Source organism: Xanthomonas sp. NCPPB 1128 (genome assembly GCF_001043115.1).
Lineage (GTDB): Bacteria > Pseudomonadota > Gammaproteobacteria > Xanthomonadales > Xanthomonadaceae > Xanthomonas_A.
Genome location: NZ_LFME01000001.1, coordinates 272,405 through 297,244, shown reverse-complemented (window position 1 = coordinate 297,244; position 24,840 = coordinate 272,405). Strand labels below are relative to the sequence as shown.

At 66.3% G+C, this 24,840-nt stretch carries 22 protein-coding genes, 2 tRNA genes and 1 pseudogene; 17 read left to right on the top strand and 8 right to left on the bottom strand.

The annotated features are described in order from the left end of the window. Positions 1-2: 2 nt before the first annotated feature. The 3 genes from ACP93_RS01200 to fdxA all read left to right on the top strand — a co-directional run bounded on the left by ACP93_RS01200 (position 3) and on the right by fdxA (position 2,241). Positions 3-926 (top strand): SMP-30/gluconolactonase/LRE family protein, encoded by a 924-nt coding sequence (locus tag ACP93_RS01200; protein WP_048489028.1) that lies wholly within the window; start codon positions 3-5, stop codon positions 924-926. Continuing rightward, positions 923-1,822 (top strand): 2-dehydro-3-deoxygalactonokinase, encoded by a 900-nt coding sequence (locus tag ACP93_RS01195; protein WP_048489027.1) that lies wholly within the window; start codon positions 923-925, stop codon positions 1,820-1,822. Before ACP93_RS01200 ends, ACP93_RS01195 begins: the two co-directional genes overlap by 4 nt. 95 nt (positions 1,823-1,917) lie before the next feature. After that, positions 1,918-2,241: a ferredoxin FdxA gene (fdxA, locus tag ACP93_RS01190; protein WP_017909525.1), complete on the top strand. Its 324-nt coding sequence runs from the start codon at positions 1,918-1,920 to the stop codon at positions 2,239-2,241. A 449-nt stretch (positions 2,242-2,690) separates the two neighbouring features. Here the strand turns inward: fdxA and ACP93_RS01185 are convergent, their stop codons facing one another. Together ACP93_RS01185 and dapA are read right to left on the bottom strand one after the other, a co-directional pair. Continuing rightward, a complete protein-coding gene (locus ACP93_RS01185) occupies positions 2,691-3,215 on the bottom strand; it encodes a hypothetical protein (protein ID WP_048489026.1) in 525 nt (174 codons plus the stop codon). A gap of 17 nt (positions 3,216-3,232) precedes the next feature. Continuing rightward, positions 3,233-4,141 (bottom strand): 4-hydroxy-tetrahydrodipicolinate synthase, encoded by a 909-nt coding sequence (gene dapA, locus ACP93_RS01180; protein ID WP_048489025.1) that lies wholly within the window; start codon positions 4,139-4,141, stop codon positions 3,233-3,235. Positions 4,142-4,307: 166 nt separating this feature from the next. Between dapA and ACP93_RS01175 the strand changes: the two genes are divergently transcribed. From ACP93_RS01175 to ACP93_RS01135, 9 genes are all read left to right on the top strand, one after another. Then, positions 4,308-4,883: a glycine cleavage system transcriptional repressor gene (locus ACP93_RS01175; RefSeq protein WP_087943489.1), complete on the top strand. Its 576-nt coding sequence runs from the start codon at positions 4,308-4,310 to the stop codon at positions 4,881-4,883. Between the two features lie 65 nt (positions 4,884-4,948). After that, positions 4,949-5,428: a peroxiredoxin gene (locus tag ACP93_RS01170; RefSeq protein ID WP_048489024.1), complete on the top strand. Its 480-nt coding sequence runs from the start codon at positions 4,949-4,951 to the stop codon at positions 5,426-5,428. Between the two features lie 82 nt (positions 5,429-5,510). After that, positions 5,511-6,911, top strand: coding sequence for a PhoH family protein (locus tag ACP93_RS01165; protein ID WP_048489023.1), 1,401 nt, complete (start codon positions 5,511-5,513; stop codon positions 6,909-6,911). A 41-nt stretch (positions 6,912-6,952) separates the two neighbouring features. Then, complete coding sequence (locus tag ACP93_RS01160) at positions 6,953-7,402, top strand: hypothetical protein (protein ID WP_204243622.1); 450 nt, start codon at positions 6,953-6,955, stop codon at positions 7,400-7,402. A gap of 84 nt (positions 7,403-7,486) precedes the next feature. Next, entirely contained in the window at positions 7,487-8,155 is a 669-nt protein-coding gene (locus ACP93_RS01155) for a YoaK family protein (RefSeq protein ID WP_048489021.1), read from the top strand. Positions 8,156-8,414: 259 nt separating this feature from the next. After that, the gene (gene thiD / locus ACP93_RS01150) at positions 8,415-9,224 is read left to right on the top strand and encodes a bifunctional hydroxymethylpyrimidine kinase/phosphomethylpyrimidine kinase (protein ID WP_048489020.1); all 810 of its coding nucleotides are present in this window, start codon (positions 8,415-8,417) and stop codon (positions 9,222-9,224) included. After that, positions 9,221-10,087: an alpha/beta hydrolase family protein gene (locus ACP93_RS01145; RefSeq protein WP_048489019.1), complete on the top strand. Its 867-nt coding sequence runs from the start codon at positions 9,221-9,223 to the stop codon at positions 10,085-10,087. Before thiD ends, ACP93_RS01145 begins: the two co-directional genes overlap by 4 nt. Positions 10,088-10,148: 61 nt before the next feature. Further along, a tRNA-Arg gene (locus tag ACP93_RS01140) sits at positions 10,149-10,225 on the top strand. Positions 10,226-10,395: 170 nt separating this feature from the next. Beyond that, positions 10,396-10,472, top strand: a tRNA-Arg gene (locus ACP93_RS01135). A gap of 230 nt (positions 10,473-10,702) precedes the next feature. Here the strand turns inward: ACP93_RS01135 and ACP93_RS01130 are convergent. The 3 genes from ACP93_RS01130 to ACP93_RS01120 form a co-directional block, all read right to left on the bottom strand. Further along, positions 10,703-11,497, bottom strand: a complete 795-nt coding sequence (locus ACP93_RS01130; protein ID WP_048489018.1) for an SDR family NAD(P)-dependent oxidoreductase — start codon at positions 11,495-11,497, stop codon at positions 10,703-10,705. A gap of 376 nt (positions 11,498-11,873) precedes the next feature. Next, entirely contained in the window at positions 11,874-12,863 is a 990-nt protein-coding gene (locus tag ACP93_RS01125) for a DedA family protein/thiosulfate sulfurtransferase GlpE (protein ID WP_048489017.1), read from the bottom strand. Between the two features lie 364 nt (positions 12,864-13,227). After that, positions 13,228-14,163: a LysR substrate-binding domain-containing protein gene (locus tag ACP93_RS01120; RefSeq protein WP_048489016.1), complete on the bottom strand. Its 936-nt coding sequence runs from the start codon at positions 14,161-14,163 to the stop codon at positions 13,228-13,230. Between the two features lie 148 nt (positions 14,164-14,311). Here ACP93_RS01120 and ACP93_RS01115 point away from each other — a divergent pair, with 148 nt between their 5' ends. The 5 genes and pseudogenes from ACP93_RS01115 to ACP93_RS22170 all read left to right on the top strand — a co-directional run. Beyond that, a complete protein-coding gene (locus ACP93_RS01115; protein WP_048489015.1) occupies positions 14,312-15,013 on the top strand; it encodes a pirin family protein in 702 nt (233 codons plus the stop codon). A gap of 225 nt (positions 15,014-15,238) precedes the next feature. Then, positions 15,239-17,374: a glycogen debranching protein GlgX gene (gene glgX / locus ACP93_RS01110; RefSeq protein ID WP_048489014.1), complete on the top strand. Its 2,136-nt coding sequence runs from the start codon at positions 15,239-15,241 to the stop codon at positions 17,372-17,374. Between the two features lie 367 nt (positions 17,375-17,741). Beyond that, positions 17,742-18,293 carry a CPBP family intramembrane glutamic endopeptidase gene (locus ACP93_RS01105; RefSeq protein ID WP_048489147.1) on the top strand — a complete coding sequence of 184 codons (552 nt, stop codon included), beginning with the start codon at positions 17,742-17,744 and terminating at the stop codon, positions 18,291-18,293. A 297-nt stretch (positions 18,294-18,590) separates the two neighbouring features. Then, entirely contained in the window at positions 18,591-18,761 is a 171-nt protein-coding gene (locus tag ACP93_RS20960; protein ID WP_082143334.1) for a CsbD family protein, read from the top strand. 358 nt (positions 18,762-19,119) lie between these two features. Then, positions 19,120-19,253, top strand: a pseudogene (locus tag ACP93_RS22170) (ISL3 family transposase); the annotation flags it as partial. Between the two features lie 403 nt (positions 19,254-19,656). On the opposite strand, the gene ACP93_RS20955 reads toward ACP93_RS22170, so the two are convergent. From ACP93_RS20955 to ACP93_RS01095, 3 genes are all read right to left on the bottom strand, one after another. Then, positions 19,657-20,481 (bottom strand): 4'-phosphopantetheinyl transferase family protein, encoded by an 825-nt coding sequence (locus ACP93_RS20955; protein ID WP_082143333.1) that lies wholly within the window; start codon positions 20,479-20,481, stop codon positions 19,657-19,659. A 45-nt stretch (positions 20,482-20,526) separates the two neighbouring features. Then, positions 20,527-23,580 (bottom strand): efflux RND transporter permease subunit, encoded by a 3,054-nt coding sequence (locus ACP93_RS01100; RefSeq protein WP_048489013.1) that lies wholly within the window; start codon positions 23,578-23,580, stop codon positions 20,527-20,529. Positions 23,581-23,650: 70 nt separating this feature from the next. Further along, on the bottom strand, positions 23,651-24,691 hold the full coding sequence (locus ACP93_RS01095; RefSeq protein ID WP_048489012.1) for an efflux RND transporter periplasmic adaptor subunit: 1,041 nt from the start codon (positions 24,689-24,691) through the stop codon (positions 23,651-23,653). Positions 24,692-24,840 lie beyond the last annotated feature (149 nt).

Genomic DNA, 24,840 nt, shown 5'->3' with positions numbered 1-24,840 from the left:
CAATGAACGTTGCCACTCCGCCCCGCCACACCGCCACGCTGGCGGTGGACAGCCGCTGTGCGCATGGCGAAGGCATGCTGTGGTGCGAGCGCCGCGGCGTGCTGTTCTGGGTCGACATCAGCGGCCGCCGCCTGTGGCGCCACGATCCGGCCAGCGATGCCACCCGATACTGGGACCTGCCCGATCGCCCGGGCTGCCTGGGCCTGTTCGACGACGGCCGCCTGCTGCTGGTACTGGCCAAGGGCGTGTACGCCGCCGATCCGGATGCCGCCGCCGAAGGCGACAGCGCGCTGCCGCTGCAGCACCTGGCGGACGTGGAACCGGAGCGCGACGACACCCGCAGCAACGACGGCCGCGCCGACCGCCACGGCAACTTCGTGTTCGGCACCATGAGCGAACGCGACGACCAGGCGCCGGTCGGCAGCTTCTACCAATGGTCCGCGCGCCACGGCCTGCGCCGCCTGCCGCTGCCGGGCGTGGCCATTCCCAACGCGATCTGCTTCAGCGCCGACGGCCGCACCCTGTACTACTGCGATTCGGTGCAGCCGCGCATCCTGTGCTGCGACTACGACCCGGACACCGCGCACACCGCCAACAGCCGCGTGTTCGCCGAACTGGACCATGCCGGTGCCGAGCCGGACGGCGCCATCGTCGACGCCGAAGGCCACCTGTGGAACGCGCAATGGCGCGCCTGGCAGGTGGTGCGCTACCGCCCCGACGGCAGCGTCGAGCGCCGCGTCGCCCTGCCGGTCAAGCATCCCACCTGCCCCGCCCTCGGCGGCGCCGACGGCGGCACCCTGTTCCTGAGCACGTCGCGGCAGGATCACAGCGAAGACGAACTGGCGCGCACGCCGCAGGCAGGCGGCGTGTACGTCGCCGCAGTCGGCATCGCCGGCCTGCCCGAAGGACGCATCGCCAGCGCATGATCGTCGTCGATTGGGGCACCAGCAGCCTGCGCGGCTATCGGCTCGCCGCCGATGGCGGCATTCTCGAACAGCGTCGCAGCGACCAGGGCATCGCCGCCTGCCAGGGCCGCTTCGCCGCGACCCTGGCCAGCTTGATCGACGGCTGGGACGGCGACGTTGTCCTGTGCGGGATGATCGGCAGCCGCAACGGCTGGATCGAACTGCCGTATGCGCCCTGCCCGGCCGACGCCGCCGCGCTGGCCGCGGCGATGCAGCCACTGCAGGATCCGGCCCTGCCCGGCCGCACGCTGTGGTTCGTACCCGGCGTGGCCAGCGACGCCGACGCCGTGCCGGACGTGATGCGCGGCGAGGAGACCCAGCTGATCGGCCTGCTCGCGGTGCTTGCGGCCGAATCGCCAGCCGCTGAATCCCACCACGTCTGCCTGCCCGGCACCCACAGCAAGTGGGTGACGCTGCAGCATGGGCGCATTGTCTCGGTGGCGACGATGATGACCGGCGAGCTGTATGCGCTGCTGCGCACGCACAGCCTGCTGGCGCGGTTGATGGACGCCGACGACGGCGCCTTCGATGCGGCCGCATTCGATGCCGGCGTGCAGCGCAGCGGCGACGACGGCGGCCTGCTGCATCATCTGTTCGGCGTGCGCAGCCTGGGCCTGTTCGAACGCCTGAGCGCGGCCGCGGCGCCGTCGTATCTGTCCGGCCTGCTGATCGGCCACGAACTGCGCGGGCGCCCCGCCTTGCCGCCGGTGGTGCACCTGGTCGGCGGCAGTGGCCTGCTGGCGCGCTATGCGCATGCGCTCGCCGCGCTCGGCAGCGCCGTGCGCACCCATCCGGAAGATCTGGCCGCGCGCGGCCTGTATCGGCTGGCGCAGCAGCACGGCGGCCTCGCCGGCTGAGCCGCACGCCGCGCCCCGCCGTCCGGCCGGCCCGCACACACGGCGGCGACCGCCGCTTTGCATTAGAATCACCGGGTTAATCGCCGGACCGAGCCATGCCTTTCGTCGTCACCGAAAACTGCATCAAGTGCAAATACACCGACTGCGTGGAAGTGTGCCCCGTGGATTGCTTCCACGCCGGCCCGAACTTCCTGGTGATCGATCCGGACGAGTGCATCGACTGCACCCTGTGCGAGCCGGAATGCCCGGCCAACGCCATCTACCCCGAAGACGACGTGCCGGCCGGCCAGGAAGGCTTCGTCGCGCTCAACGCGGAACTGGCCAAGGCCTGGCCGGTGCTCACCACGCGCCAGGAACCGCTGCCCGATGCCGCCGAGTGGGACGGCAAGCCGAACAAGTTGCCGTTGCTGCAGAAGTAATCCGCCGCGGATTCCGCCCAGGCGCCGCCCGCCAAACAGTCGATACAAGCGGCGGCTTCAGGGCGCCTCCAACAACTCGCGTTGCCTCAGTGCAACCGGACACGTGGTCACACCCTGGTAGGACGTGAGGCTTCGCCCGTACCCTCATCCGCCCCTTCGGGGCACCTTCTCCCGAGGGGAGAAGGAAGAAGAAGCCGAAGCCCTCTCCCCTCGGGAGAGGGGTTGGGGTGAGGGTACGGCGCGCAGCATCGCGCTGACGCAGGGAACGGCTCTGTCAACGTTCTTGATCAGCCGCGAGGGATATCCCGGTAAAGCCCATCGCGGCCAAAGCCGCTCCTTGCATCCACAAAGAAACCGCGCAGCTTTCTAGCCGAACGAAAACGGGCGCACTGCGGCGCCCGTTTCGCGTCCTGCAACAGCTCCGGCGCACGCGCCGGACCCGCACCGGCTCAATGACCCAGCTTGGCCTTCAGCGCGGCGATCAGCTTGACCGGCGCTTCGCCGGTGGCCGGCAGGCCGCGCGGGTCCACCGCCGAGACGTACACGCCGGCATCCACCGCCACCACCCGGACCAGGAAGTTGCTGCCTTCGTAGGCCACGTCGTAGGAGCCCAGCAGCTGCGCGCGGCTGGCGATGGTGACGCCTTCGATGCCACCCAGCGCGTCGCCGACCTGGCCGAACACCTGGTCGCGCGCACCCGGCACCACGAAGCCGCTGTTCGACGCCGCCGGGGCCTGGCCGGCCGGGGCCGCAGGCCGCTGCGCCGAGGCCAGCGCCGGCACCTTCATCGCCGCCGAGGTGTCGGGCGAGGTCAGATCCGGCGGCACTTCCAGCGGGCGCATGTCGGGCGCCAGCGCATAGTCGCCGCGCGGCTTGCCCTTGTGGAACCAGCTGCAACCGCTGGTGGCCGCGACCAGGGTGGTCGCCAGGACGGCGGCCGACAGCACGCGGACGTAGGGAACGGAAGCACGCATCAATCAATCTCCTGGAGTCAGGCCGCGAGCGTTTCACGGCTGGATAGGTCTTCCAACGCGGCAGCGTCGGCGGCAAGTCGGTCGGCCGTGGCGTGGTGCGCCGCGGACAGCGGCAACAGCGGCAGCCGCAGGCCCTGGCCGATCCCGGCGCGCTGCAGCAGCGCCTTGACCGGGATCGGGTTGGATTCGATGCCGCAGAACGCATGGAACGGCTGCAGCCGCGCGTCCCAGGCCTGCGCGGGTTCGGCGTGGCGCGCGCGCGCCAGATCGCACAGGCGCCGGTAGGCGCGCGGCAAGGCATTGGAGGCGACCGAGATCAGCCCATCGAAGCCGGCCAGCATCGCCTGCGCGGCGCTGCCGTCGTCGCCGCTGAACACCGCGAAATCGTCGCTGCGCAGAGCGGCGAGCGCGGCGATGCGCTGCGGGTCGCTGCTGGCGTCCTTGATGCCGACGATGTTCGGATGCTGCGCCAGCTGCGCCACGGTCTCCGGCAGCAGGTCGCAGCCGGTGCGGCCGGGCACGTTGTACAGCACCACCGGCAGGCCGCCGTGTTCGGCGACCTGGGTGTAATGCGCGATCAGCCCGGCCTGGGTCGGACGCACGTACGGCGGCGTCACCACCAGTGCGTACTGCGCGCCGTTGGCGGCGGCGCGGCGGGTCAGGGCCACGGTCTTGGCGGTGCCGGACAGGCCGGTCCCGGCCAGCACCGGCACGCGGCCACCGATCGTCTGCACCGCCTCGCGCAGGATCCGGTCGTATTCCTCGTCCAGCAGCGTCGCGGCCTCGCCGGTCGATCCCGCCACCACCAGCCCCTGCACGCCGCCGTCGAGCTGGCGTTTGAGCAGCCGCTGCCAGGCGTCGAGGTCGAGGTCGCCATTGCCCTGGAAGGGCGTGGCCAGGGCGGTGATGATGCCGGAGAGGGACAAGATGCCGGGTGCTCGCTGGGAGAGGAGGGCCGCGCAGGTTGCGCGGACGGATCGGCCCCGCACGCGGGGCAAGGTCGCCCCGCATGTTACTTGCGGCCCGAAAGCGCGGGCAAGTATGCTGCACACCATGCCGGGCGACCGCCCGGATGCCGTTCAGCCTTACGCAATGCCGGAAGCCCCTTTGACCGACACCACGCCCCGGCCCGCGCCGACCGAAAACCACCTCCTGATCAACGCCTACACGACGCATCCGGAGTCGCCCTTGTTGCCGGTGACGCGTCGCATCGCCGACAGCGGCTGCAATCTCGTCGATGCGCGCCTGGCCACGGTCGGCCGCGACGTGTCGGTGACCGCACTGGCGACCGGCTCGTGGGACTCGGTGGCCAAGCTCGAAGCCATGCTGACCCGCCTCGACCGCGAGGAAGGCATGAAGCTGGTGTGGTACCGCACCGGCGCCAAGCAGGCGCAGTCGAACCTGCTGCCGTACATCGTCGAAGTCATCGCCGCCGACAAACCGGGCATCCTGTTCCAGTTGGCCGACTTCTTCGACCGCCAGGGCATCACCATCGAGAACCTGCAGAGCACGCGCTACCGCGCCATGCAGACCGGCGCGGAGATGTTCTCGGCGCAGGTGACGATCGGGGTGCCGGCGAACATGCACATCGCCGCCCTGCGCGACGACTTCCTCGAGTTCTGCGACCACCTCAACCTGGACGCGATCATGGACCCGATGAAGTTCTGAGTGCGCCGCGCTGGACACCGACGCAATCGAACGCGGATGATGGCGATGCACGCGGAGGACACCCCATGAAGGACGGCGACACCCTGGACCGCAGCACGCTGGCCTTGCCGCTGGCGCTGTCCGGCGGCGCCAGCGCCACGCTCGGCGATTACGCCGGCCGCTGGCTGGTGCTGTATTTCTACCCGAAGGACAGCACGCCCGGCTGCACCACCGAGGGCATCGAGTTCAACGCGCTGCTGCCGCAGTTCGAACAGGCCGGCGCCACCGTGCTGGGCGTGTCGCGCGACTCGGTGAAGTCGCACGACAACTTCTGCGCCAAGCAGGGCTTCCGCTTCCCGCTGATCAGCGATGCCGACGAGGCGCTGTGCCGCGCCTTCGACGTGATAAAGGAAAAGAACATGTACGGCCGCCAGGTGCTGGGCATCGAGCGCAGCACCTTCCTGCTCTCGCCCACCGGCCAGCTGGTCCGCAGCTGGCGCAAGGTCAAGGTTCCCGGCCACGCCCAGGCCGTGCTCGACGCGCTGCAGGCCGCCGCCCAGCAGTGACCACCGCCGTTTCCCGCACCCCGCATCGCCCTGCCCTGCAGGCAGCGATGGCTCGTCCCTGCCCCTCTTCCAGGAATCCATGATGACCCGAGGCAAGCGCATCTACGTGCTGGATACCAACGTGCTGATGCACGATCCGACCGCGCTGTTCAAGTTCGAGGAACACGATGTGTTCCTGCCGATGCAGGTGATCGAGGAACTGGACAATGCCAAGAAGGGCATGTCCGAAGTCAGCCGCAACGCGCGCCAGGTCAGTCGTTTCCTCAACGAGCTGATCGAGGGCGCCGGCGCCGAGCAGATCGAATCCGGCATCCCGCTCAGCCACCCGCAGGGCATCCAGCTCAAGAGCACCGGCAGCATCGGCCGGCTGTACTTCCAGATCCGCCCGGTCGAGCCGGGGCGCAGCTTCGGCAGCGTCGCCCCGGACAACAAGATCCTGGCCGCGGTGCTGGCGCTGCGCGAGGAGCACCCGGAAACCCCGGTGATCCTGGTGTCCAAGGACATCAACCTGCGCATCAAGGCGGCGATCAGCGGCCTGGTCGCCGAGGACTACGAGAACGACCGCGCGCTCGACGATTTCAGCCTGCTCTACACCGGCGCGATCGAGCTGCCGGAGGATTTCTGGCAGAAGCACAACCAGGACCTGCGCAGCTGGAGCGACAAGGGCCGCACCTGCTACGAGATCGCCCTGGCCGCCGACGAGGACTGGTACCCGAACCAGTACCTGTACCTGCCCGGCGAGGACGAAGTGGAACTGCGCGTGGTCAAGGTCAACGCCGAGCGCAAGGCGACGTTGGCGCTGGTCGACGACTTCCGCAGCGGCCAGCACGCGGTGTGGGGCATCGCCGCGCGCAACCGCGAGCAGAATTTCGCGCTCAACGCGCTGATGGACCCGGAAATCGACTTCGTCACCCTGCTCGGCACCGCCGGCACCGGCAAGACCTTGCTGGCGCTGGCCGCGGGCCTGGCGCAGACCATGGACCAGCAGCGCTACCGCGAGATCATCATGACCCGCGCCACGGTCAGCGTCGGCGAGGACATCGGCTTCCTGCCCGGCACCGAGGAAGAGAAGATGACGCCGTGGATGGGCGCGCTCACCGACAACCTGGAAGTGCTCACCCACACCCAGGAAGGCGGCACCTGGGGCCGCCAGGCCACCAACGACCTGCTCGCCAGCCGCATCAAGATCCGCTCGATGAACTTCATGCGCGGGCGCACCTTCCTGTCGCGCTACCTGATCCTGGACGAAGCGCAGAACCTGACCCCCAAGCAGATGAAGACGCTGATCACCCGTGCCGGCCCCGGCACCAAGATCGTGTGCCTGGGCAACGTCGAACAGATCGACACGCCGTACCTGACCGAGACCACCTCCGGCCTGACCTATGCGGTGGACCGTTTCAAGGCCTGGCCGCACAGCGCGCACATCACCCTGCGCCGCGGCGAGCGTTCGCGCCTGGCCGACTACGCCTCGGAGGTCCTGTGAACGCGGCGGCCGGCGTGCGCCTGGCCGGCGCGGCGCTGGCCATGGCCCTGCTCGGCGCCTGTGCCACCGCGCGCGGGCCGGCCATGGTGCCGACCGCGGTCAAGGCCGGGCAGTCGTGGATCGTCACCCGCAACAGCACCGCGGCGCAGGTGCTCGCCACCTGCTCGCGCGACAGCCCCGCGCGCCACGACGGCGACGTCACCGGCTACTGGATCCCGACCCCGGAGCAGATCGCGCAACTGGAGGCGCACCTGGCGCAACTGCAGCCGCAGATCGCCGATCCCACCGCGTCCGATCGCCAGTACGTCGGCATCCTGTACCGCGGCAAGCAAGCGATCTACGTCAACGCCTTCGCGCCGGATGACACCAGCGAGCGCGACCCCACCGTCGACGCGGTCGGTGTCTGCGGCGGCGGCAGCCGCTTCTGGGGCGCGGTCTACGACCCGGCCAGCGCCAGCTTCTCCGAGATCGCGGTCAACGGCGCACGCTGAGATGGTGGCAGGCAGGCGCCAGCGGCGGAGCGCTGACGCCGCCCCACACCGCGGCCGTCGCGCCGCGGCTGCACTGCGCGCGGCATGAACCTGGAACTGCCACGCTGGGCCTGGGCCTTCGCCGGCGCGCTGGCCGCGGTCGCCGGCATGGTCAACGTGGTCGGCTATCTGGGCTTCGAACACCAGGCGGTCACCCATCTCACCGGCACCACCACCCTGCTCGGCGCGGCGCTGGCCGATGGCGACGCTCGCGCGATCGCACAACTGGCCGGCGTGGTCCTGGCCTTCCTCGGCGGATCGATGCTCGGCGGCTTCATCGTGCAGGACAGCCGCCTGCGCCTGGGACGCAGCTACGGCGTGGCGCTGGCGCTGGAAGCGCTGCTGCTGCTGGCGGCGATGCAGGCGTTCAAGCAGCAGCAACTCGCCGGCGCCGTGCTCGCCGCGATCGCCTGCGGCCTGCAGAACGCCACCACCACCATCTACAGCGGCGCGGTGGTGCGCACCACCCACCTGACCGGCATGTTCACCGACCTGGGCATCGGCCTGGGCCAGGCGATGCGCGGCCTGCCGCTGCCGCGCCGGCGCATCCGCCTGAGCCTGCTGATCATCGGCGGCTTCCTGTGCGGCGGCGTGCTCGGCGCCTGGGCCTACCGCCGTGTCGGCTTCGACGCCCTGCTCGGCCCCGCCCTGCTGACCGGCACGGTCGGCATTCTGTACGCGCTGCAGGCGCACTACCGCCGCCGCGAGCGCTAAGGGCTCAGTTGAAGGTGACGCATCGGCGCCGCGCAGTCCCGACGTAGCAGCAGTTGCAACATGCAAACGCACGCACTCCCGCGCATCACGCGCGATCAGCGCCAACGCCTGCGGTGCCGCTCGCCAGCGCCGCCCTGACCGATGCTTGCTACCCGCCACGCGCACCCACGGCATGCGGTGACTGCCCCTACCTGTCGGCGCTGACCTTCACCGCACAGCCGCGAGTGCAGAACCCGCGCCGGCGCTGCACAATCGGCGCATGAGCGCACCCACCGTCGTCTCCGCACTGAGCATCGCCGGCACCGATTCCGGCGGCGGTGCCGGCCTCCAGGCCGATCTCAAGACCTTCGCCGCGCACCGCGTGCATGGGCTGGCTGCCGCGGCCGCGCTGACCGCGCAGCACACCCGCGGCGTCACCGCGGTACACGTGCCGCCACTGTCGTTCCTGCGCGCGCAGATCGACGCCTGCTTCGCCGACTTCGACATCGCCGCGGTCAAGCTCGGCATGCTCGCCAACGCCGAGGTGATCCACCTGGTCGCCGATGCACTGGAAGAATATCGCCCGCCCTGGGTGGTGCTGGACCCGGTGATGGTCGCCACCAGCGGCGCCAAGCTGCTGCAGGACGACGCCCTGGACGCACTGCGCGGCCGCCTGTTGCCGTTGGCGACGCTGGTGACGCCGAACGTGCCGGAAGCGCAGTTGCTGCTCGGCCGCCCGATCGACACCGCCGACGACGCCGAGCACGCCACTGCAGCGCTGCTCGAGGCCGGTGCGCAGGCGGTGCTGCTCAAGGGCGGCCACCTGCAGGAAGGCCAGCGGGTGATCGACCGCTACGACGACGGCGTCAGCCGCAGCGAATTCAGCCATGCGCGGCTGCCACTGGATGCGCACGGCACCGGCTGCACCCTGGCCGCGGCGATCGCCGCGCAGTTGTGCCAGGGCCTGACCCTGCCCGCCGCCTGCGAGGCGGCGATCGACTACGTCGCGCGCGCCTTGCGCGGCAGCTACCGGCCCGGCCGCAGCGACGTGGCAGTGCTGGACCATTTCGGCGCGGCACGCGGCCCATGAGCGCAGCCCCCCTCGGCGCGGCGATCGCCGAGCACGCCCTGCCCGTCGCCGCGGCCGACGGCCATCGCTGGACCTTGCTGGCGCGCATTCCCGACGCGCCGCGGCAGGCGCTGCTGTGGCTGCCGGCGCTGGGCGTGGCCGCGCGCCATTACCTGCCGTTCGCCGAAGCGCTGGCCGCGCACGGCGTCGCGGTGCTCCTGCACGAATGGCGCGGCAACGGCAGCAGCACGCTGCGGCCGTCGCGGCAGTGCGACTGGGGCTATCGCGCCCTGCTGCAACTGGATTTGCCCGCCAGCCAGGCGGCGATCGCCGGGTGCGGGATCGCGGCGCCGCTGGTCGTCGGCGGCCACAGCCTCGGCGGACAGCTCGCCTGCTGCTACGCCAGCCTGCAGCCGCAGGCCTTCGCCGCGCTGTGGCTGGTCGCCAGCGGCACGCCGTACTGGCGCCGTTTTCCCGCACCGCGCGGCTATCTGCTGCCGCTGGCCTACCGCCTGCTGCCGTGGCTGGCGCAGCGCCAAGGCGTGCTGCACGGCCGCCGCCTGGGCTTCGGCGGCACCGAAGCGCGCGGCCTGATCGCCGACTGGGCGCGCGTGGGCCGCAGTGGCCGCTACGCCGCGGCTGGCCTGGCGATCGACCTGGAGGGGCAACTGGCGCAGCTCACGCTGCCGGCGCGTGGCGTGGTGCTGCAGGACGACTGGCTGGCACCGGAGACCTCGCTGCGCGGCTTGCTGGACAAGCTGGCCACGCCTGCAGCGCAAATCCGCTGCCTGGATGCCGCACAGCTGGGCGTGGCCGCCGACCATTTCGCCTGGATGAAGCGCCCAGCGACCGTGGTCGAGGCGCTGCTGCGCGGGGATCGGTGAAATTTTCGGAAAGAGCATTGACGGACCCGATCGACTCCCGCATAATTCCGCTCCTGACGACGCGCCCGTAGCTCAGTTGGATAGAGTACCTGGCTACGAACCAGGCGGTCGGGAGTTCGAATCTCTCCGGGCGCACCAGTCAGATGAAAAACGACAAGCCACCGCTTGTCGTTTTTTTTTGCCCTGCCGCGGCGATCCCGTCGCATCGAAGCAGCCCACAGCGGCGCACTCGCCCACGACCGTCATGCCGACGACACACAGGTGTAGACGAATCGCCGCAAGTCGTGAATAATCCCGCGCCTGACAACGCGCCCGTAGCTCAGTTGGATAGAGTACCTGGCTACGAACCAGGCGGTCGGGAGTTCGAATCTCTCCGGGCGCACCAGTCAGATCACAAACGACAAGCCAGTGCTTGTCGTTTTTTTTGCCTGCGCGGCGGCGATTGCATGTCGCGCACTGCAACCAGCGGCGCATCCGCGTCAGGGCGATGCGCCGATCGCTGCACTCGCCGCGCGGGCAGGCTTTCGCAACACCGCTGCGCTGCGCAGGTCGAGCGCAGTGGCAGACGATGCGCACCGCCGGCCCAGCCTGCGCGACCAACGAGGCCTCGCCCGCTCAGGCGATGGTGTCCACCACGCCCCCATCGACGCGCAGTGCCGCACCGGTGGTGGCGGATGCCTGCGGCGATGCGACGTAGACGCAGAGATTGGCGACCTCCTCCACCGTGGCGGCGCGGCGGATGATCGAGCTGGCGCGATGCGCCTTGACGAAATCAGCGGCGACCTCGTCCAGCGGCTTGCCCGACTGTTGCACCTGGTCGGACAGCATGGCGGCGACGCCTTCCGTCAGCGTCGGCCCCGGCAGGATGGCATTCACGGTAACGCCGGTGCCGGCCATGCGCTTGGCCAGCCCGCGCGACAGGGCAAGATCGGCCGTCTTGGTCACCCCGTAGTGGATCATCTCGACCGGGATGTTGAGTCCGGACTCCGACGAGACGAAGAGCACGCGCCCCCAGCCCTTGTCCGCCATCCCCGGCAGATACGCGCGCGACAGGCGCACGCCGGACATCACGTTGACGGCCAGGAAGCGCTCCCACTCCGCGTCGGGCGTGTCGAAGAAGTCCTGCATCCCGAAGATGCCGGCGTTGTTGACCAGGATATCGACCGCAGGAAGCGCTGCGACGATCGCATCGCAGCCAGCAGCGGTCGCCACATCACCGACGACGGCACGCACGCGGGCAGCGGCGACATCGCGCTTGAGGGCCGCAACGGCGGCCTCGGTGCGCGCCTTGTCGCGACCGTTCAGCACGACCTCGGCACCCGCCGCGGCCAGGCCCTTGGCGATGCCGAAACCGATGCCGGCGGTGGAGCCGGTGACGAGGGCGGTTTTACCGGATAGATCGATGTGCATGGCTGTCTCCAAGAATGAGGGTGAGGATCCGCTTTGGCGCCCGCCCTGCGAGGTCGTCGCTGCCGACACGCGTTGGCCGCGCCGGTCGTTCTGTCCATTCGTTCTGTCGATTCATCATGTGCGCATCCAACCGCAAGGCAAGGAACGGCAAGTGAACGGCGCGATGTGGATCTCGCCCATTGCAGCAGGGTGCCGCATCAGCGAGGCGCAGACGGCACAGGCAAGAGGATCAAGCGCATGACCGCAGAACTTGCCCCGCCGTGCACAGCACGCCCGCGCGCCTGCGGACAACACACCCGCCGCATCAGCCGGGGCGCACGCTCGGCCTGTGCCTCGTAGGCGCCATCGGCACGCGTGACGCCTCCGCCACGCCGACTCACGCCGCGATCGTATTGCCCTTCGGTGCCGGCGCCACTGCAACTGCAGCGTCCAGCGCGACCAGCGGATGGCCTGCCGCACGCCACGCATCCAGGCCGCCGCGCAGCGGCAGCACGTCCTCGAAGCCGTGATGGCGCAGGCGCTTGGCCAGTATCGCGGCCGACACCTCGTTCGGGCAGGCGCAATAGATGACGATCCTGCGGTCGCGCGGCAAGCGGGCGACGAGCGCATCGACCTGGCGATCGTCCACTTCCAGCGCACTGGGAATGGCATACGGCTCCAGCGTGCGATAACCCGGGGCGCGAATGTCCAGCAGCAGCGGCGGCGTCTCGCCCTGCAGCAGCGCATGCAGTTCGTCGACATCGATGCGGAGGGTTTCCATCGCCTTGCGCAACGTATGCCGGCGCCAGGCGCGGTAACCGACATACAGCGCCAGCAGGCCGACCAGCAGCAGTGCCGCGCGCCTGCCAAGCAGGCTCAGCCAGTCCAACAGGTCCTGCACCTGGTCGGCGAAGCACAGGCCCAGCAACAACCCGCCACCGGCCCACAGTGCCGCGCCCAGCGCGTCGTAGCGCAGGAAGGCACCAGCGCGCACGCGCATCGCGCCGGCCATCGGCACCGACACCATCGACAGGCCGGGCACGAACTTGGCCACCGCCAGCACGCGCACGCCCCAGCGCGCATAGAAGCGCTCGGTGCGCTTCATGCAGGTGTCGCGCGACAGCGACAGCCGGCACAGCGACTGCAACGTGCGATTGCCATAGCGGCGCCCGGCGCCGAACCACAGCAGGTCACCGAGCAGGCTGGCCGCGATCGATACCGACAAGGCGCCGAGCAACGCACTCCACATCGCCGATCCATCGAGCAGCGCATAGGTCGCGCCGACCAGGATCAGCGTGGGCAGCGCGGGCACCGGCAGGCCCAGCGACAAGGCCAGGACGTTGACGAAGACCAGCCCGAGTCCGTAGCGCGCAATCAGGTCCTGCATGGCTTGCCGGGCGGAGAGAAGAAGATGCCGCGCATTATCCTCCCGGCATTCGCCAGGTGCGCGGGCGCCACGGCATCACCGGCGGAACAGACCCATCCATCGTCGCGCTGGAGCATGCGCCGCGCGCCGAGGCCAGACGCGCTGGCCGCCTGCGCTGGGGAGCGGGTTACGGGGCGCAGCCATGACCGGCGCCAACGCAGAGTGCGCGATGCCTAGGCGGCGACGCGGACGCCGAACCCAAAGGGAAGCGGCGTCCGCTTGATTGGGCCAGGGCGATCACCTTGCCCTGGCCGGTCCGCCGGAGCATGGCGCGCAACGCGGCCTCAACGCGCCATGGAACTGACCGCATGCGCGCCGACGAAGCTCACCCGCCCTCATCCAGCCGCACCGCCATCTGCGCCAGCCATGCCGCGAACACGCCCGGCTGGCGCATGCGTGCGCGCCACCAGGCCAGCGCCGCGCCCTCCTCGCCGCTGCGCCAGGCCAGCTGGAACACCTCGTCCGGCTTCGGCTCCTCCACCGCCTTGCGCACAAGGGTGCCACGCGCCAATGCCGCGCGCGCATACGGCTCGGGCAGGAAGCCGAAGCCGAGCCCGGCCAACTGCAGCCGATACTTGCTGCGCATGTCCGGCACGGTCAGCGCGTCCTGGCCGAACAACAGCCCGACCGTGCGCGGGAGCAGGCGCCGTGCCGAGTCCGCCACCGCGATCGCGCGATGCGCGCTCAACTGGCTGCGGCTGAGCGGTTCCGACGCCTGCGCCAACGGGTGCCCGGGCGCGACCGCGAACACGAACGGCAGCGTGCCGAGCGGCTCGGCCACGTAGCCGCCACCGCTCGGCCCTTCGCCGGCCGCCCCGACCAACAGATCCACCCGCCGGTCCAGCAGCGCCTCCCAGGTGCCGGACAGCGATTCCTGCACCACCCGCAGCCGGGTCTGGTCGGCGACCGCGTAGAACGCCGCCATGTCCTGCGCCAGGCATTCGGGCGCGAACACCGCATCCAGGCCCAGCGCGAATTCGGTCTCCCAGCCGGAGGCGACGCGACGCACGCGCAGTTCCAGATCGCCGGCCGCGCGCAGCAGGTGGCGGCCTTCGCGCAGCAGTTCGGCCCCCGCGGAGGTCGGCACCGCCTTCGGCCCCAGCCGCTCAAACAGTTGCACGCCCAGGTCCTCCTCGAGCTTGGCGACGGTGTAGGAGATGGTCGACGGCACCTTGTGCAGCGCCTTGCCGGCGGCCGAAAACGAGCCGCGACGGTCGATGGCGTCGAGGATCTGCAGGGCATCGAGGCTGAGCTTGAGCATTCGAATTTTTCGATGATGGATGCCGAATCTATCCGTTTTTCAAATCCGGCGACAGCGCGGATACTTGTTTTCAAGCCGGAACCCACGCGAAACCAACGCGACCGGCGCTTTCGATTCCCTTGCACATCAACGCCACCAGGAGCCTCCCATGCTGCAGATCCGCCCCGCCAACACCCGTGGCCGCGCCGAACACGGCTGGCTGTCCTCGCGCCACACCTTCTCCTTCGGCCACTACCACGACCCGCGCCACATGGGCTTCGGCCCGCTGCGAGTGATCAACGAAGACCGCGTGCAGCCGGGCCAGGGCTTCGGCACCCACGCTCATCGCGACATGGAGATCCTGTCCTACGTGGTCGAGGGCGCACTGGAGCACAAGGACAGCATGGGCAACGGCTCGGTGCTGCGCTACGGCGACGTGCAGCGCATGAGCGCCGGCTCCGGCGTCACCCATAGCGAGTTCAACCACTCCGCCAGTGCGCCGGTGCACTTCCTGCAGATCTGGGTGATGCCCGAGCGCGCCGGGATCGATCCGGGCTACGAGGAGAAGCACTTCGCCCCGGACAGCAAGCGCGGCCAGCTGCGCCTGATCGCCGCTCCGCAGGGCGAGGACGGCGCGGTGCGCATCCACCAGGACGCGCGCATCTATGCCTCGATCCTTGATGGCGACGCACACCTGGACTACCCGCTGGCGGCCGGGCGCGGCGCCTACGTGCAGGTGATCCGCGGCACGCTGAGCGTCAACGGCCAGACCCTGCAGGCCGGCGACGCGGCCCAGGCGATCGACGAGGCGAGCCTGCGGTTCGCCGACGCCCAGGACAGCGAGTTCCTGTTGTTCGACCTGCCGCGCTGAGCAGGTCTGGTCGCGCCCGGGACCCACTGGACCGGGCCGCGACGGCCTCGCGAAATCCGCCCACGCAGCGGCGCCATGGCGTCGCCGCGTGGGTCGCTGCATCCGCTGCGATGCCCACATCCTCACGCCATCCTCGGCACCCCGTAACGCGTCCTGCACGGCCTCCGCGGCAATGCTTCCGCTCTCCCTCCCCTACTGCCGGCGTGCCGGCCGAGAGCCTGCCCGATGCGCCACCCCACCAGCGCCGCCTATGCCACCCCCTCGCGCATTCGCGAAGGGCGTCCCTTCCCCCGCGGCGCCGTGTTCGACGGCCAGGGCACCAACTTCGCACTGTTCTCGGCACACGCCACCCGCGTGGAGCTGTGCCTGTTCGACGAGGCCGGCAACGAGACGCGCCTGGACCTGCCCGAATACACCAACGAAATCTGGCACGGCTACCTGCCCGACGTGAAGCCCGGCCAGCGCTACGGCTATCGCGTGTACGGCCCCTATGAACCCAGCGAAGGCCACCGCTTCAATCCCAACAAGCTGCTGCTCGATCCGTACGCGCGCGAACTCGAGGGCGACCTGATCTGGGCCGACGAACTGTACGGCTACACGGTCGGCCATCCGGACGGCGACCTCAGTTTCGACGAGCGCGACAGCGCGCCGTTCATGCCCAAGTGCGTGGTGGTGGAAGACACCTACGATTGGGAGGACGACCAGCGCCTGTTGACGCCATGGAGCGAGACCCTGGTCTACGAGACCCACGTGCGCGGCTACACCATGCGCCACCCGCAGGTGCCGGACGAGTTGCGCGGCTCCTGCGCTGGGCTGGCCCAGGAGCCGGTGCTGCGTTACATCAAGGAACTGGGCGTCAGCGCGGTGGAGCTGCTGCCGGTGCACGCCTACCTCGACGATCAGCACCTGCTCGACAAGGATCTGCGCAACTACTGGGGCTACAACACGCTCGGCTTCTTCGCGATCAAGTCGCGCTACCTGGCCAGCGGCCACCGCGACGAGTTCCGCGACATGGTCAAGGCGCTGCACCGCCAGGGCCTGGAGGTGATCCTCGACGTGGTCTACAACCACACCGCCGAAGGCAGCGAACTGGGTCCCACCCTCTCCTTCCGTGGCATCGACAACGCCAGCTACTACCGCCTGGCCGAGGACAAGCGCTACTACATCAACGACACCGGCACCGGCAACACGCTCAACCTGAGCAACTCGCGGGTGATCCAGTTCGTCAACGACTCGCTGCGCTACTGGGCCGGCGAGATGCACGTGGACGGCTTCCGCTTCGACCTGGCCACCATCCTCGGCCGCGAGCCCACCGGCTTCGACCAGCGCGGCGGTTTCCTCGATGCCTGCAACCAGGATCCGCTGCTGTCGCAGGTCAAGCTCATCGCCGAACCCTGGGACTGCGGCCCGGGCGGCTACCAGGTCGGCCACTTCCCGCCGGGCTGGTCGGAGTGGAACGACAAGTTCCGCGACAACGCCCGCGCGTTCTGGAAAGGCGACGAGGGCAAGCTGGCCGAATTCGCCACGCGCTTCACCGGCTCGGCCGATCTGTTCGACCGGCGCGGGCGCCGGCCGTGGGCCTCGGTGAACTTCATCACCGCGCACGACGGCTTCACCCTGCACGACCTGGTCAGCTACAACGGCAAGCACAACGACGCCAATGGCGAGGACAACCGCGACGGCTCCGACCATGACAGCTCCTGCAACTACGGCGCCGAAGGCGAGACCGACGACGTCGAGATCCTGCAACTGCGCGAGCGGCAGATGAAGAACCTGCTGGCGACCCTGCTGCTGTCGCAGGGCACACCGATGCTGCTGGCCGGCGACGAGCGCGCGCAGACCCAGGGCGGCAACAACAACACCTACTGCCAGGACAACGAGATCACCTGGATCGATTGGGAGCGCGACCCGACCGAAGGCCGCCTTACCGACTTCGTCAAGGCACTGAGCGCGCTGCGCCGTCGCTATCCCATCCTGACCCGCGGCCGCTTCCTCAACGGCCAGTACAACGAAGAAGCCGGGGTGCGCGACCTCACCTGGCTCAACCCCGGCGGCACCGAAATGGATGAGGCACATTGGACCGACGCGGGCGCGCGCTCGGTCGGCCTGCTATTGGAAGGCAAGGCACAGACCTCCGGGGTCAAGGAGCTGGCCAGCGACCACACCCTGCTGATCGTCATCAACGCCTACCACGAGGGCGTGAGCTTCATGCTGCCGTCCTCCGAAGAGCAATTGCACTGGAAGCTGGTGCTGTCCACCGACGACGCGCTGCAGGTCGACAGCATGCCCGCCGGTGCCAGCGAGTTCCTGGCGCCGCCGCGCAGCGTCAGCGTGTTCGAGTGCCAGGTGCCGAACGCATAGTCGCGCCACACTGCTTTCGAATTGCCCGCGGACCACAACGTCCGCACCTGCATGGCGTCGCCGGCACCGGTTGCCGGCGACGCGCCACACGTGAGCATCTGTGCGTTCCCAAGACGCACGCTCCCAAGACGCACAGTGTTGCACCGATATCCATTGGCCTGCATGGCCTTTGGCACAGTGCCCGACGGCGTAGGCTCGCTAGGCTGAGTGCTCGCTTCTTCCCAGGTTCGGCATGCAGCACTCCATCCAAGGCAACGTCCACACCACGTCCGACACCTCCTTCATGCGTCACCCGCTGCTGCGCATCGCGCTGAGCGCCGCGATTCTCGCACTGGCGTCCTTTCCATGGCTGCCGTTCCCGCTGCGGATGCCGGTGGTCGGCCTGCTCGGCCTGGCCTTGGTGTGGATCGAGACGCGCTCGCGCGAAGCTTGCGGCGTGGCGCGCCCCCGCCTGGTGTCCGTGATCGGCTGGACGCTGCTGCTGATGCTGCTGACCGTCGGCTTGATCACGCCGGTGCTGCAACCGCTGATCGACTCCATCACCGGGCACAAGACCGACTACAGCGCCTATGGCGCGCTCAAGGGCAACGTCGACGCCACGCTCCGCTTGATCGGCGCGGCTTGGCTGAGCGCGGCGCTTGGCGAAGAACTGGTATTCCGTACCTTCCTCATGCACCAACTCGATGCGCTGCTGGGGCGCCTGCGCGGCAGCCGCTGGATCGCCGCACTGGCCGGTGGCGTGATATTCGGCCTGATGCACGCCGCGCAAGGCGCCTCGGGCATCCTGCTGACCGGCATGGTCGGCATGCTGTTCGGCTATGCCTATCTGCGCTCCAGGCGCAACCTGTGGGCAACGATCCTCGCGCACGGACTGATCGACACGTGGGGCGTGACCACCCTGTATCTCGGTTGGTATTGAGCGCCCGGTGCGGGCCCAAACCGCCGACGATCGACCTGCCGATGCTGACGAACTACGTCCATCCAAGGGGAAGATAATGGATCCTACCGCTGTGCTGGCGCGCCCATCGTCTGGCGCTGAGTACGGCATCGCAGGGAATGCGCACCGACAAGCGCGATGAATGGCTCGAGCGTCGGCACACAACCCATCCGCCGCCTAAATGGCGCGCGCGAACCCGCTCGATTTTCACTCGAGCGCTACCGGCCGACGCGCAGTTTGGCGATGCCCACTTGCGGGCATCCTACTGCGGAGTCAACGATGGACAAGAATCGCACCGAAGGCGCCAAGAACCAGATCAAAGGCACCATCAAGGAAGTCGCCGGCAAGGTGACCGGCAACAAGGTGAAGGAAGTCGAAGGCAAGATGCAGAAGAACGCCGGCAAGGTACAGAGCGAAGTGGGCAAGGCGCGCGACCACGCGCGCGGCTGAGCTCCAGGCCTTCATGCTCCCCTGCCGGTATGGCTGGGGAGCTTCTGGGAGCGGCCTATCCTTTCCCACCAATCCCACCAATCCCGCCAAGCTGATCCGCTGATGCACTTGGCACCGCATTAGCGTCCAGGACTTACACAGGCCTCCAGGATGTCGGCATATCGACAGAAGCAGCGAAAGTCGCTGATGTATTAAGTAATACAGAACGCCTCACCTAGTCGGCGCGCGTGATGATCGAGCATCAGCACCCTGCAGCTGATTGCTGCCACCATGTTGGCGGGAAGCATCGACAACGATGTGCGATGACGTTGCTACGCGCAAGCCGTATGTTGTTCACTAGCTCACGCACAATGGCGCCTGCCGCTGGCCGCTGCGCACCAACTTGGTCGAGGGCATCACAACAAGATCAAGGCCATCAAACTCATGGTCCAAGGTTATCGCGAAGCTCCCTTCTTCCTGAAGATCCGCGGCGCCTTCCCCGGACTTGGGTGAAGAACCAAAAATTCAGTCAACCATGCCGGCGATGACATTTAACTAGCCAATTTTGCGCAGTGCTTGCAGCGCCAGATCAGGCATAAAAGCCTGGTGACTAAGTGACGCCACCCAATGAACCGCTTGCCATCTGCAGCGTCGAAGTCCACCCAAAACGGTGAACCAACCTTTATTTAACTCGAAAACAAGTCGATACCATGAAGCATTCCGGAATACTCGAATGCATCGCCAATGCGCAACAGCAATGCTGGCGACATGAAGCTTGCACCAGATTTTAGCTTCGCATCAACCCACCCCGATTACCGCATCTGAAAAATCGATAATTTCTGCATACCGCCACAAGTGAAGACCCATATCGAATTTCATCTGGAGCGCCACCAAATGCAACGGCGCAACACAAATTTCAAGATGTCCTAATAAACTCAAAATCCATTTTTTCATGTGAAGTCAATGACTTCCATTTCCAGATGAAAATCCTTGGCGTTACTGCACGATCAACATCGGCACAAAGCGCCAATAGATGATGCTGTGCAGGTCTACATTGCCAGAATCGCCATCGGTGCGGGTCGTCATCCAAACCCGGATCGGCTACCAACCGTACAGATCGCTCCATCGTCAAATCGAATCCGAAACGATCAAGTGGAAGCGCCATTCCAAAACCCCTAGCCTTTGCGTATGCCTCTTTGAACGTCCAATACTCGAAAAATCGTTCCTGTCGTAGATGTGCTGGCAGACGCATAAGCTCCGCCATTTCCTCATGAGTGAAACTACTTCTTGCCGCCTCCAATGAAATACGACGCAACGCAAAATGCTCAACATCCACGCCTACTGCACGCTTCAAAGTAACGGCGATTGCGATCAAACCACGCGTGTGTGAGATGTTGAATGACAGCGCACACACATCGACGCCATGTCTATCGGAGATACCGGGACGCCCAAAGCGACCCTTTTGGAATCTCCAGTCTCTTGGAGCCACCTCCGCATATCCGGACAATACCGAACGCACCATACCTCGCGTGACAAGGTAGCGCTTACGATCATCTTCAAGCAAAAAACGCGCCTGCTTCTTGCGTTCATCGGAGTCAAGCAGCGGATAAATTTCCACAAGCGGACCTTCGCCAATGCCCTCATAGAATGCGAGCCAAATATCGATATCGCATTCACCAAGCTTTACTAAAGGAACGAACATGTAGTTTTTTCTTAATACATATTGTTTATTCAACAGCATCACTAAAATCGATTATTACACCTACTACCAGACGCCTTCATAGAATTAAGCCACACCCGGAACAGCTACCTGCGCCTTAGACACGAATTTCCTAGCCATCCAAAGCTCGACATCATGAACGAAGCTGAATAACAGCGGGACCAGAATCAAACTTAGAATCGTGGAAGAAATCAGACCACCAATCACTGCGATCGCCATGGGTGCTCGAAATGCGGAATCCAAAGATACACCGAATGCCAGCGGCAACATGCCCGCAGTCATCGCCACCGAGGTCATTACGATTGGGCGAGCGCGTGCGCGACAAGCGAGCATGATGGCATCGAACCTGAGCATACCTTTGCGGAGGTTTTCCAAGATCGCATCCACGAGGAGGATCGAATTCTTATCTGCGATGCCCATCAGCATCAGCATTCCCAGCAGAGCCGGTAGGCTCAACTCCATGCCCGTCGCGAAAAGCAGCAGGAATGCGCCGCCAATCGACAGCGGCAAGGCCATCATTCGAGCCAATGGCTGCAACCAGTCGCGGTACAGTAGAACCTGAATCGCATAGACCAAGAACAGACCGGTACCAAGCGCTTTCAGGAAGCTCACCAGCAATTCGTTTACAAACTCAGCATCGCCAGTATCGAGCACACGCACGCCGTGCGGCAGGCGCTTGATCGATGGCAAGGCCTTGATAGCCGCCATGGCGGTGCCCAGGGCAACGCCGTCGAGATTGGCCTGCAGATCGATGCGGCGCTCCCTGTCATAGCGTTCGATGGTCGCCGGCCCCTTGGCAAATCGCAAGGTGGCTACAGATGCCAACGGCACACTTCCACCTGAGGCTGTACGTAGCTTGAGATTCTCCAAGACGCCAAGATCCGTCCCGTATTCGCGCGGCAGGAGAACGCGCACGGGAATCTCGCGACTCATGTAATTGAACTTGGACAAGCGCGGAATATCGTCTCCGATCGTCGACGTACTGATAGCATCTCCGACCTGCTGTGCGGTAACTCCAAAATCGGCCGCCTTGAGCGGATCCATTTGCACGACGATTTCCGGCTGTTCCTGACCGACACTGGTGTCGACGCCAATCAAGCCGGGAATCTTCTGCATGTCGCGCTTGACTGCATCGGCTGCGCGAGTGAGCGCACGATCATCTTCGCTCACGAGCGCGATGGAAACGTCTTTTCGACCTGACAGACTATCGAAGTTGACTCGCATGTCGGGCAACTTGGCGATCTCCGGGTAGACACGCGAAGTAAACTCGCGCTCGCTGATATCACGCTTTTCCGGAGGAACCAGCTTGACGTAGATGCGCGACTTGTTGACCGCGCCATCGGCGCCCCCGGAAAGCGTGAGCACATACTCGACCTCCGCGTGCTTGCTCACTACAGCGGCCACTTGCTGCGCCGCCTGATCGGTCTGCTCGATGGTGCTACCGCGAGGAACTTCCAGTGTGATGCTGGAGACCGAATAATCATCGTACGGCATGAAGCCCAGCGGCAACAAAGGCACCAGTCCGAACGACATCACGACACCAATCAGCGCCATCACCAACGTCTTGATGCGGTGCTTAAGCGTCCATCGGACGATCGCAAGATATCGGATCATCAAGGCACTGTCCTGCGGATGATCCGTCGTTGGAACCTTCATCAGTCGCGACGCCAGCATCGGCGTCAGCAAGCGCGCTACAACCAGCGAAAAGAACGCGGCGACCGCAACCGTCAGGCCGAACTGGCGGAAGTACAAGCCCGGCAAGCCATCCATGAAACTGACAGGAATGAACACCACACAGATCACCAGGGTCGTCGCGATCACCGACAATCCGATCTCTTCGGACGCTTCAATCGCTGCCTGCATGACCGACTTTCCGGACCGCATATGCCGATCGATATTCTCGACCTCAACGATCGCATCATCGACCAGCACGCCGGTGACCAGTGTAATCGCCAGCAAGCTGATCATGTTCAGGCTGAAGTCCAGCCACTGCATGACCAAAAATGTGGGAATGATCGACAACGGGATCGTCAGCGCCGCAATCAGCGTCGCACGCCGATTGCGTAGGAACCAGAACACCACCAGCACGGTCAGGATGGCGCCTTCCAGGAAGTTGAACATCGTCGCGCGATATCCAATCTCAACGAAATCGATATCCGAAAACGCTACACGGAACAGCACTGCATGCGTCTTCGACAGTGCCTCCAGACGCTCGCGCACCGCCTTGGCGACCGAAACCTCGCTGACAGTGGGATCCTTGTAGACCATGAAGGTCACCGCCGGGCGGCCATCGACCTTGGTGATGTTGCGCACGTCCGACGGGCCGTAGGAAACGACACCGATGTCCGACAGCTTCACCGTGCGTCCGCCAGGCACCGAGATGCGCGTTCCCGCCAAGGCGTCAAGACTGTCGGCACGGCCGATCGTGCGCAGCGCATACTCGGTCGCGCCCAGAGTCAAGCGCCCGCCCGGCGAGTTGGCATTGCTGGCCAGCAGTTGCTGGCTGACATCGGCGGCACTGATTCCGAGTGAAGCCAGGGTCGCCGGGTCCAGCACAATGGAGATCTCCTGATCGCTGCCGCCGCTGCGGTCCACGCGCGATACGCCCTTGACCGTTAGCAGTTCGCGCGCGACCGTCTGATCGACGAAGCGGCTAAGGTCTTCCATCGGCATTTCCGGCGCTTCGGCGATATAGATACCGACTGGCCGGCCAGTATCGCTGGCGCGGCGGACGATCGGCTCGCGTACCGTCGCCGGCAGGTTCTGCCGGATCGCGGCCACCGCGTTGCGTACGTCATTGGTCGCGCGATCCACGCCTACATCGAGGTTGAATTCGATCTGCGTCGTCGACTGGCCTTCCGTCACAGTCGATACGATGCGCTTGATGCCCGGGATCGACGCCACCGCGTCCTCGACCCTCTGCGTCGTCTCCGTCTCCATCTCGGTAGGGGTCGCGCCGGGTTGCAGAATCAGCACGTCCACCACCGGCGTGACCACATTCGGCATCGCCGTGATCGGCAACTGGATGAAGGCGACGATGCCTGCCAGCGTGAGCATGACGAACAGCAGAATCGGCGGCACCGGATTGCGGATCGCCCAGGTCGAGAAGCCGAAGTTCATTTCGAAAGGTCTCTATCCAATGAGGAAGTGCGGAAGGTGCAACGTCACGATACCTGGATCAGCAACGCACTCAGCGACTCGCGTCGGCGATCAGCACCTTGTCCCTTTCGCGCAGGAACGGGCCGGCCTTGGCCACAATGCGCAGGCCGTCGAGCGATTCCGACACCAGAACTTCGTCGACAGTCTGCAAGGTCGGCGTGATCGGCATGCGCGACACCAGGCCCTTGCCATCGACACACCAGACGTAGCTGCCAAGCGAATCCTGTTGCATCGCCGTGCGCGGAATCGTCCAGCCTTGCACCTTCGCCAGATCGATGCGCGCCTGAGCGAAGATGCCCACCGGAACGACATCTTGTGCGTGCAGACGGATCCGCACTTCGCTCGAACGAGTGGCGCTGTCCACGTTCGGCGTGATCAAGCGAATCTCGCCAGGAATAGGCTCGGCGCGCCCGGCCAGCTTGATGCTCGCGCTCATGCCCGGCTTAAGGCGCCCGACCACCGCTTCGGGCACGCTGGCATCCACCTCCATCTCGCCGTCCTTGGCGATCTCGAACAAGGCGACGCTATCGCTGGTGAGGTTGCCGATCTCCGCGGTACGCCGATAGACGAAACCTGCGGCCGGAGCAACCACGTTGGTGCGCTGCACACTCAGTCGCGCGTTGTCGTAGCGCGCGCGTGCACCCTCGAAATCCGCCTGTTTCTGTTTGAACGACTCCACGCTGACCAGTTGCTGCGGCAGCAATAGACGCATGCGCTCGTAGTCGCCCCGTGCGCGCTCGAAGTCGGATCGCAGCTCGTTGCTGGAGATCCCCATGCCCTTGCCATCCAGTACTGCCAATACCTGCCCGGCCTTGACATAGTCGCCGACCTCGGCTTCCACGCGTTGCACCTGCAGTCCAGACAGTTGCGGGATCACCGGCACATTCTCGCGACTGCGCGTGGCGCCGACCACGGAGACCGCCTCGGCCAGCGCCTTGCGTTGTGACTTGACCACGCTGACCGTCAGCGGTGGCGTGGTTTGATTGGTGGTGACGGCAGACTTGGCGGACCGACCGCTGAGCAAAAAACCAAACAACAGACCGGTGCCCAGCAAGGTTGCGGCGTAGATCATTGGACGCATTTTCATAGCGAAACCACTTCGGTGCTTGAACGGTGGAAACTGGCCAGCGACGAGTGCCTATCGGACCGCAGCGGCAATTCGGCCTGCCCCGGTGCGGTAGCTACCATCGCCGGCGCGGCCAGCTGTGTCAGCGATGACGG

Coding starts and splice junctions, on each gene's coding strand:
- ACP93_RS01200 (WP_048489028.1), top strand. CDS start 3: ATGAACGTTGCCACTCCGCCCCGCCACACCGCCACGCTGGCGGTGGAC.
- ACP93_RS01195 (WP_048489027.1), top strand. CDS start 923: ATGATCGTCGTCGATTGGGGCACCAGCAGCCTGCGCGGCTATCGGCTC.
- fdxA (WP_017909525.1), top strand. CDS start 1,918: ATGCCTTTCGTCGTCACCGAAAACTGCATCAAGTGCAAATACACCGAC.
- ACP93_RS01185 (WP_048489026.1), bottom strand. CDS start 3,215: ATGCGTGCTTCCGTTCCCTACGTCCGCGTGCTGTCGGCCGCCGTCCTG.
- ACP93_RS01175 (WP_087943489.1), top strand. CDS start 4,308: ATGCCGGAAGCCCCTTTGACCGACACCACGCCCCGGCCCGCGCCGACC.
- ACP93_RS01170 (WP_048489024.1), top strand. CDS start 4,949: ATGAAGGACGGCGACACCCTGGACCGCAGCACGCTGGCCTTGCCGCTG.
- ACP93_RS01165 (WP_048489023.1), top strand. CDS start 5,511: ATGACCCGAGGCAAGCGCATCTACGTGCTGGATACCAACGTGCTGATG.
- ACP93_RS01160 (WP_204243622.1), top strand. CDS start 6,953: ATGGCCCTGCTCGGCGCCTGTGCCACCGCGCGCGGGCCGGCCATGGTG.
- ACP93_RS01155 (WP_048489021.1), top strand. CDS start 7,487: ATGAACCTGGAACTGCCACGCTGGGCCTGGGCCTTCGCCGGCGCGCTG.
- thiD (WP_048489020.1), top strand. CDS start 8,415: ATGAGCGCACCCACCGTCGTCTCCGCACTGAGCATCGCCGGCACCGAT.
- ACP93_RS01145 (WP_048489019.1), top strand. CDS start 9,221: ATGAGCGCAGCCCCCCTCGGCGCGGCGATCGCCGAGCACGCCCTGCCC.
- ACP93_RS01130 (WP_048489018.1), bottom strand. CDS start 11,497: ATGCACATCGATCTATCCGGTAAAACCGCCCTCGTCACCGGCTCCACC.
- ACP93_RS01125 (WP_048489017.1), bottom strand. CDS start 12,863: ATGCAGGACCTGATTGCGCGCTACGGACTCGGGCTGGTCTTCGTCAAC.
- ACP93_RS01120 (WP_048489016.1), bottom strand. CDS start 14,163: ATGCTCAAGCTCAGCCTCGATGCCCTGCAGATCCTCGACGCCATCGAC.
- ACP93_RS01115 (WP_048489015.1), top strand. CDS start 14,312: ATGCTGCAGATCCGCCCCGCCAACACCCGTGGCCGCGCCGAACACGGC.
- glgX (WP_048489014.1), top strand. CDS start 15,239: ATGCGCCACCCCACCAGCGCCGCCTATGCCACCCCCTCGCGCATTCGC.
- ACP93_RS01105 (WP_048489147.1), top strand. CDS start 17,742: ATGCCGGTGGTCGGCCTGCTCGGCCTGGCCTTGGTGTGGATCGAGACG.
- ACP93_RS20960 (WP_082143334.1), top strand. CDS start 18,591: ATGGACAAGAATCGCACCGAAGGCGCCAAGAACCAGATCAAAGGCACC.
- ACP93_RS20955 (WP_082143333.1), bottom strand. CDS start 20,481: ATGCTGTTGAATAAACAATATGTATTAAGAAAAAACTACATGTTCGTT.
- ACP93_RS01100 (WP_048489013.1), bottom strand. CDS start 23,580: ATGAACTTCGGCTTCTCGACCTGGGCGATCCGCAATCCGGTGCCGCCG.
- ACP93_RS01095 (WP_048489012.1), bottom strand. CDS start 24,691: ATGATCTACGCCGCAACCTTGCTGGGCACCGGTCTGTTGTTTGGTTTT.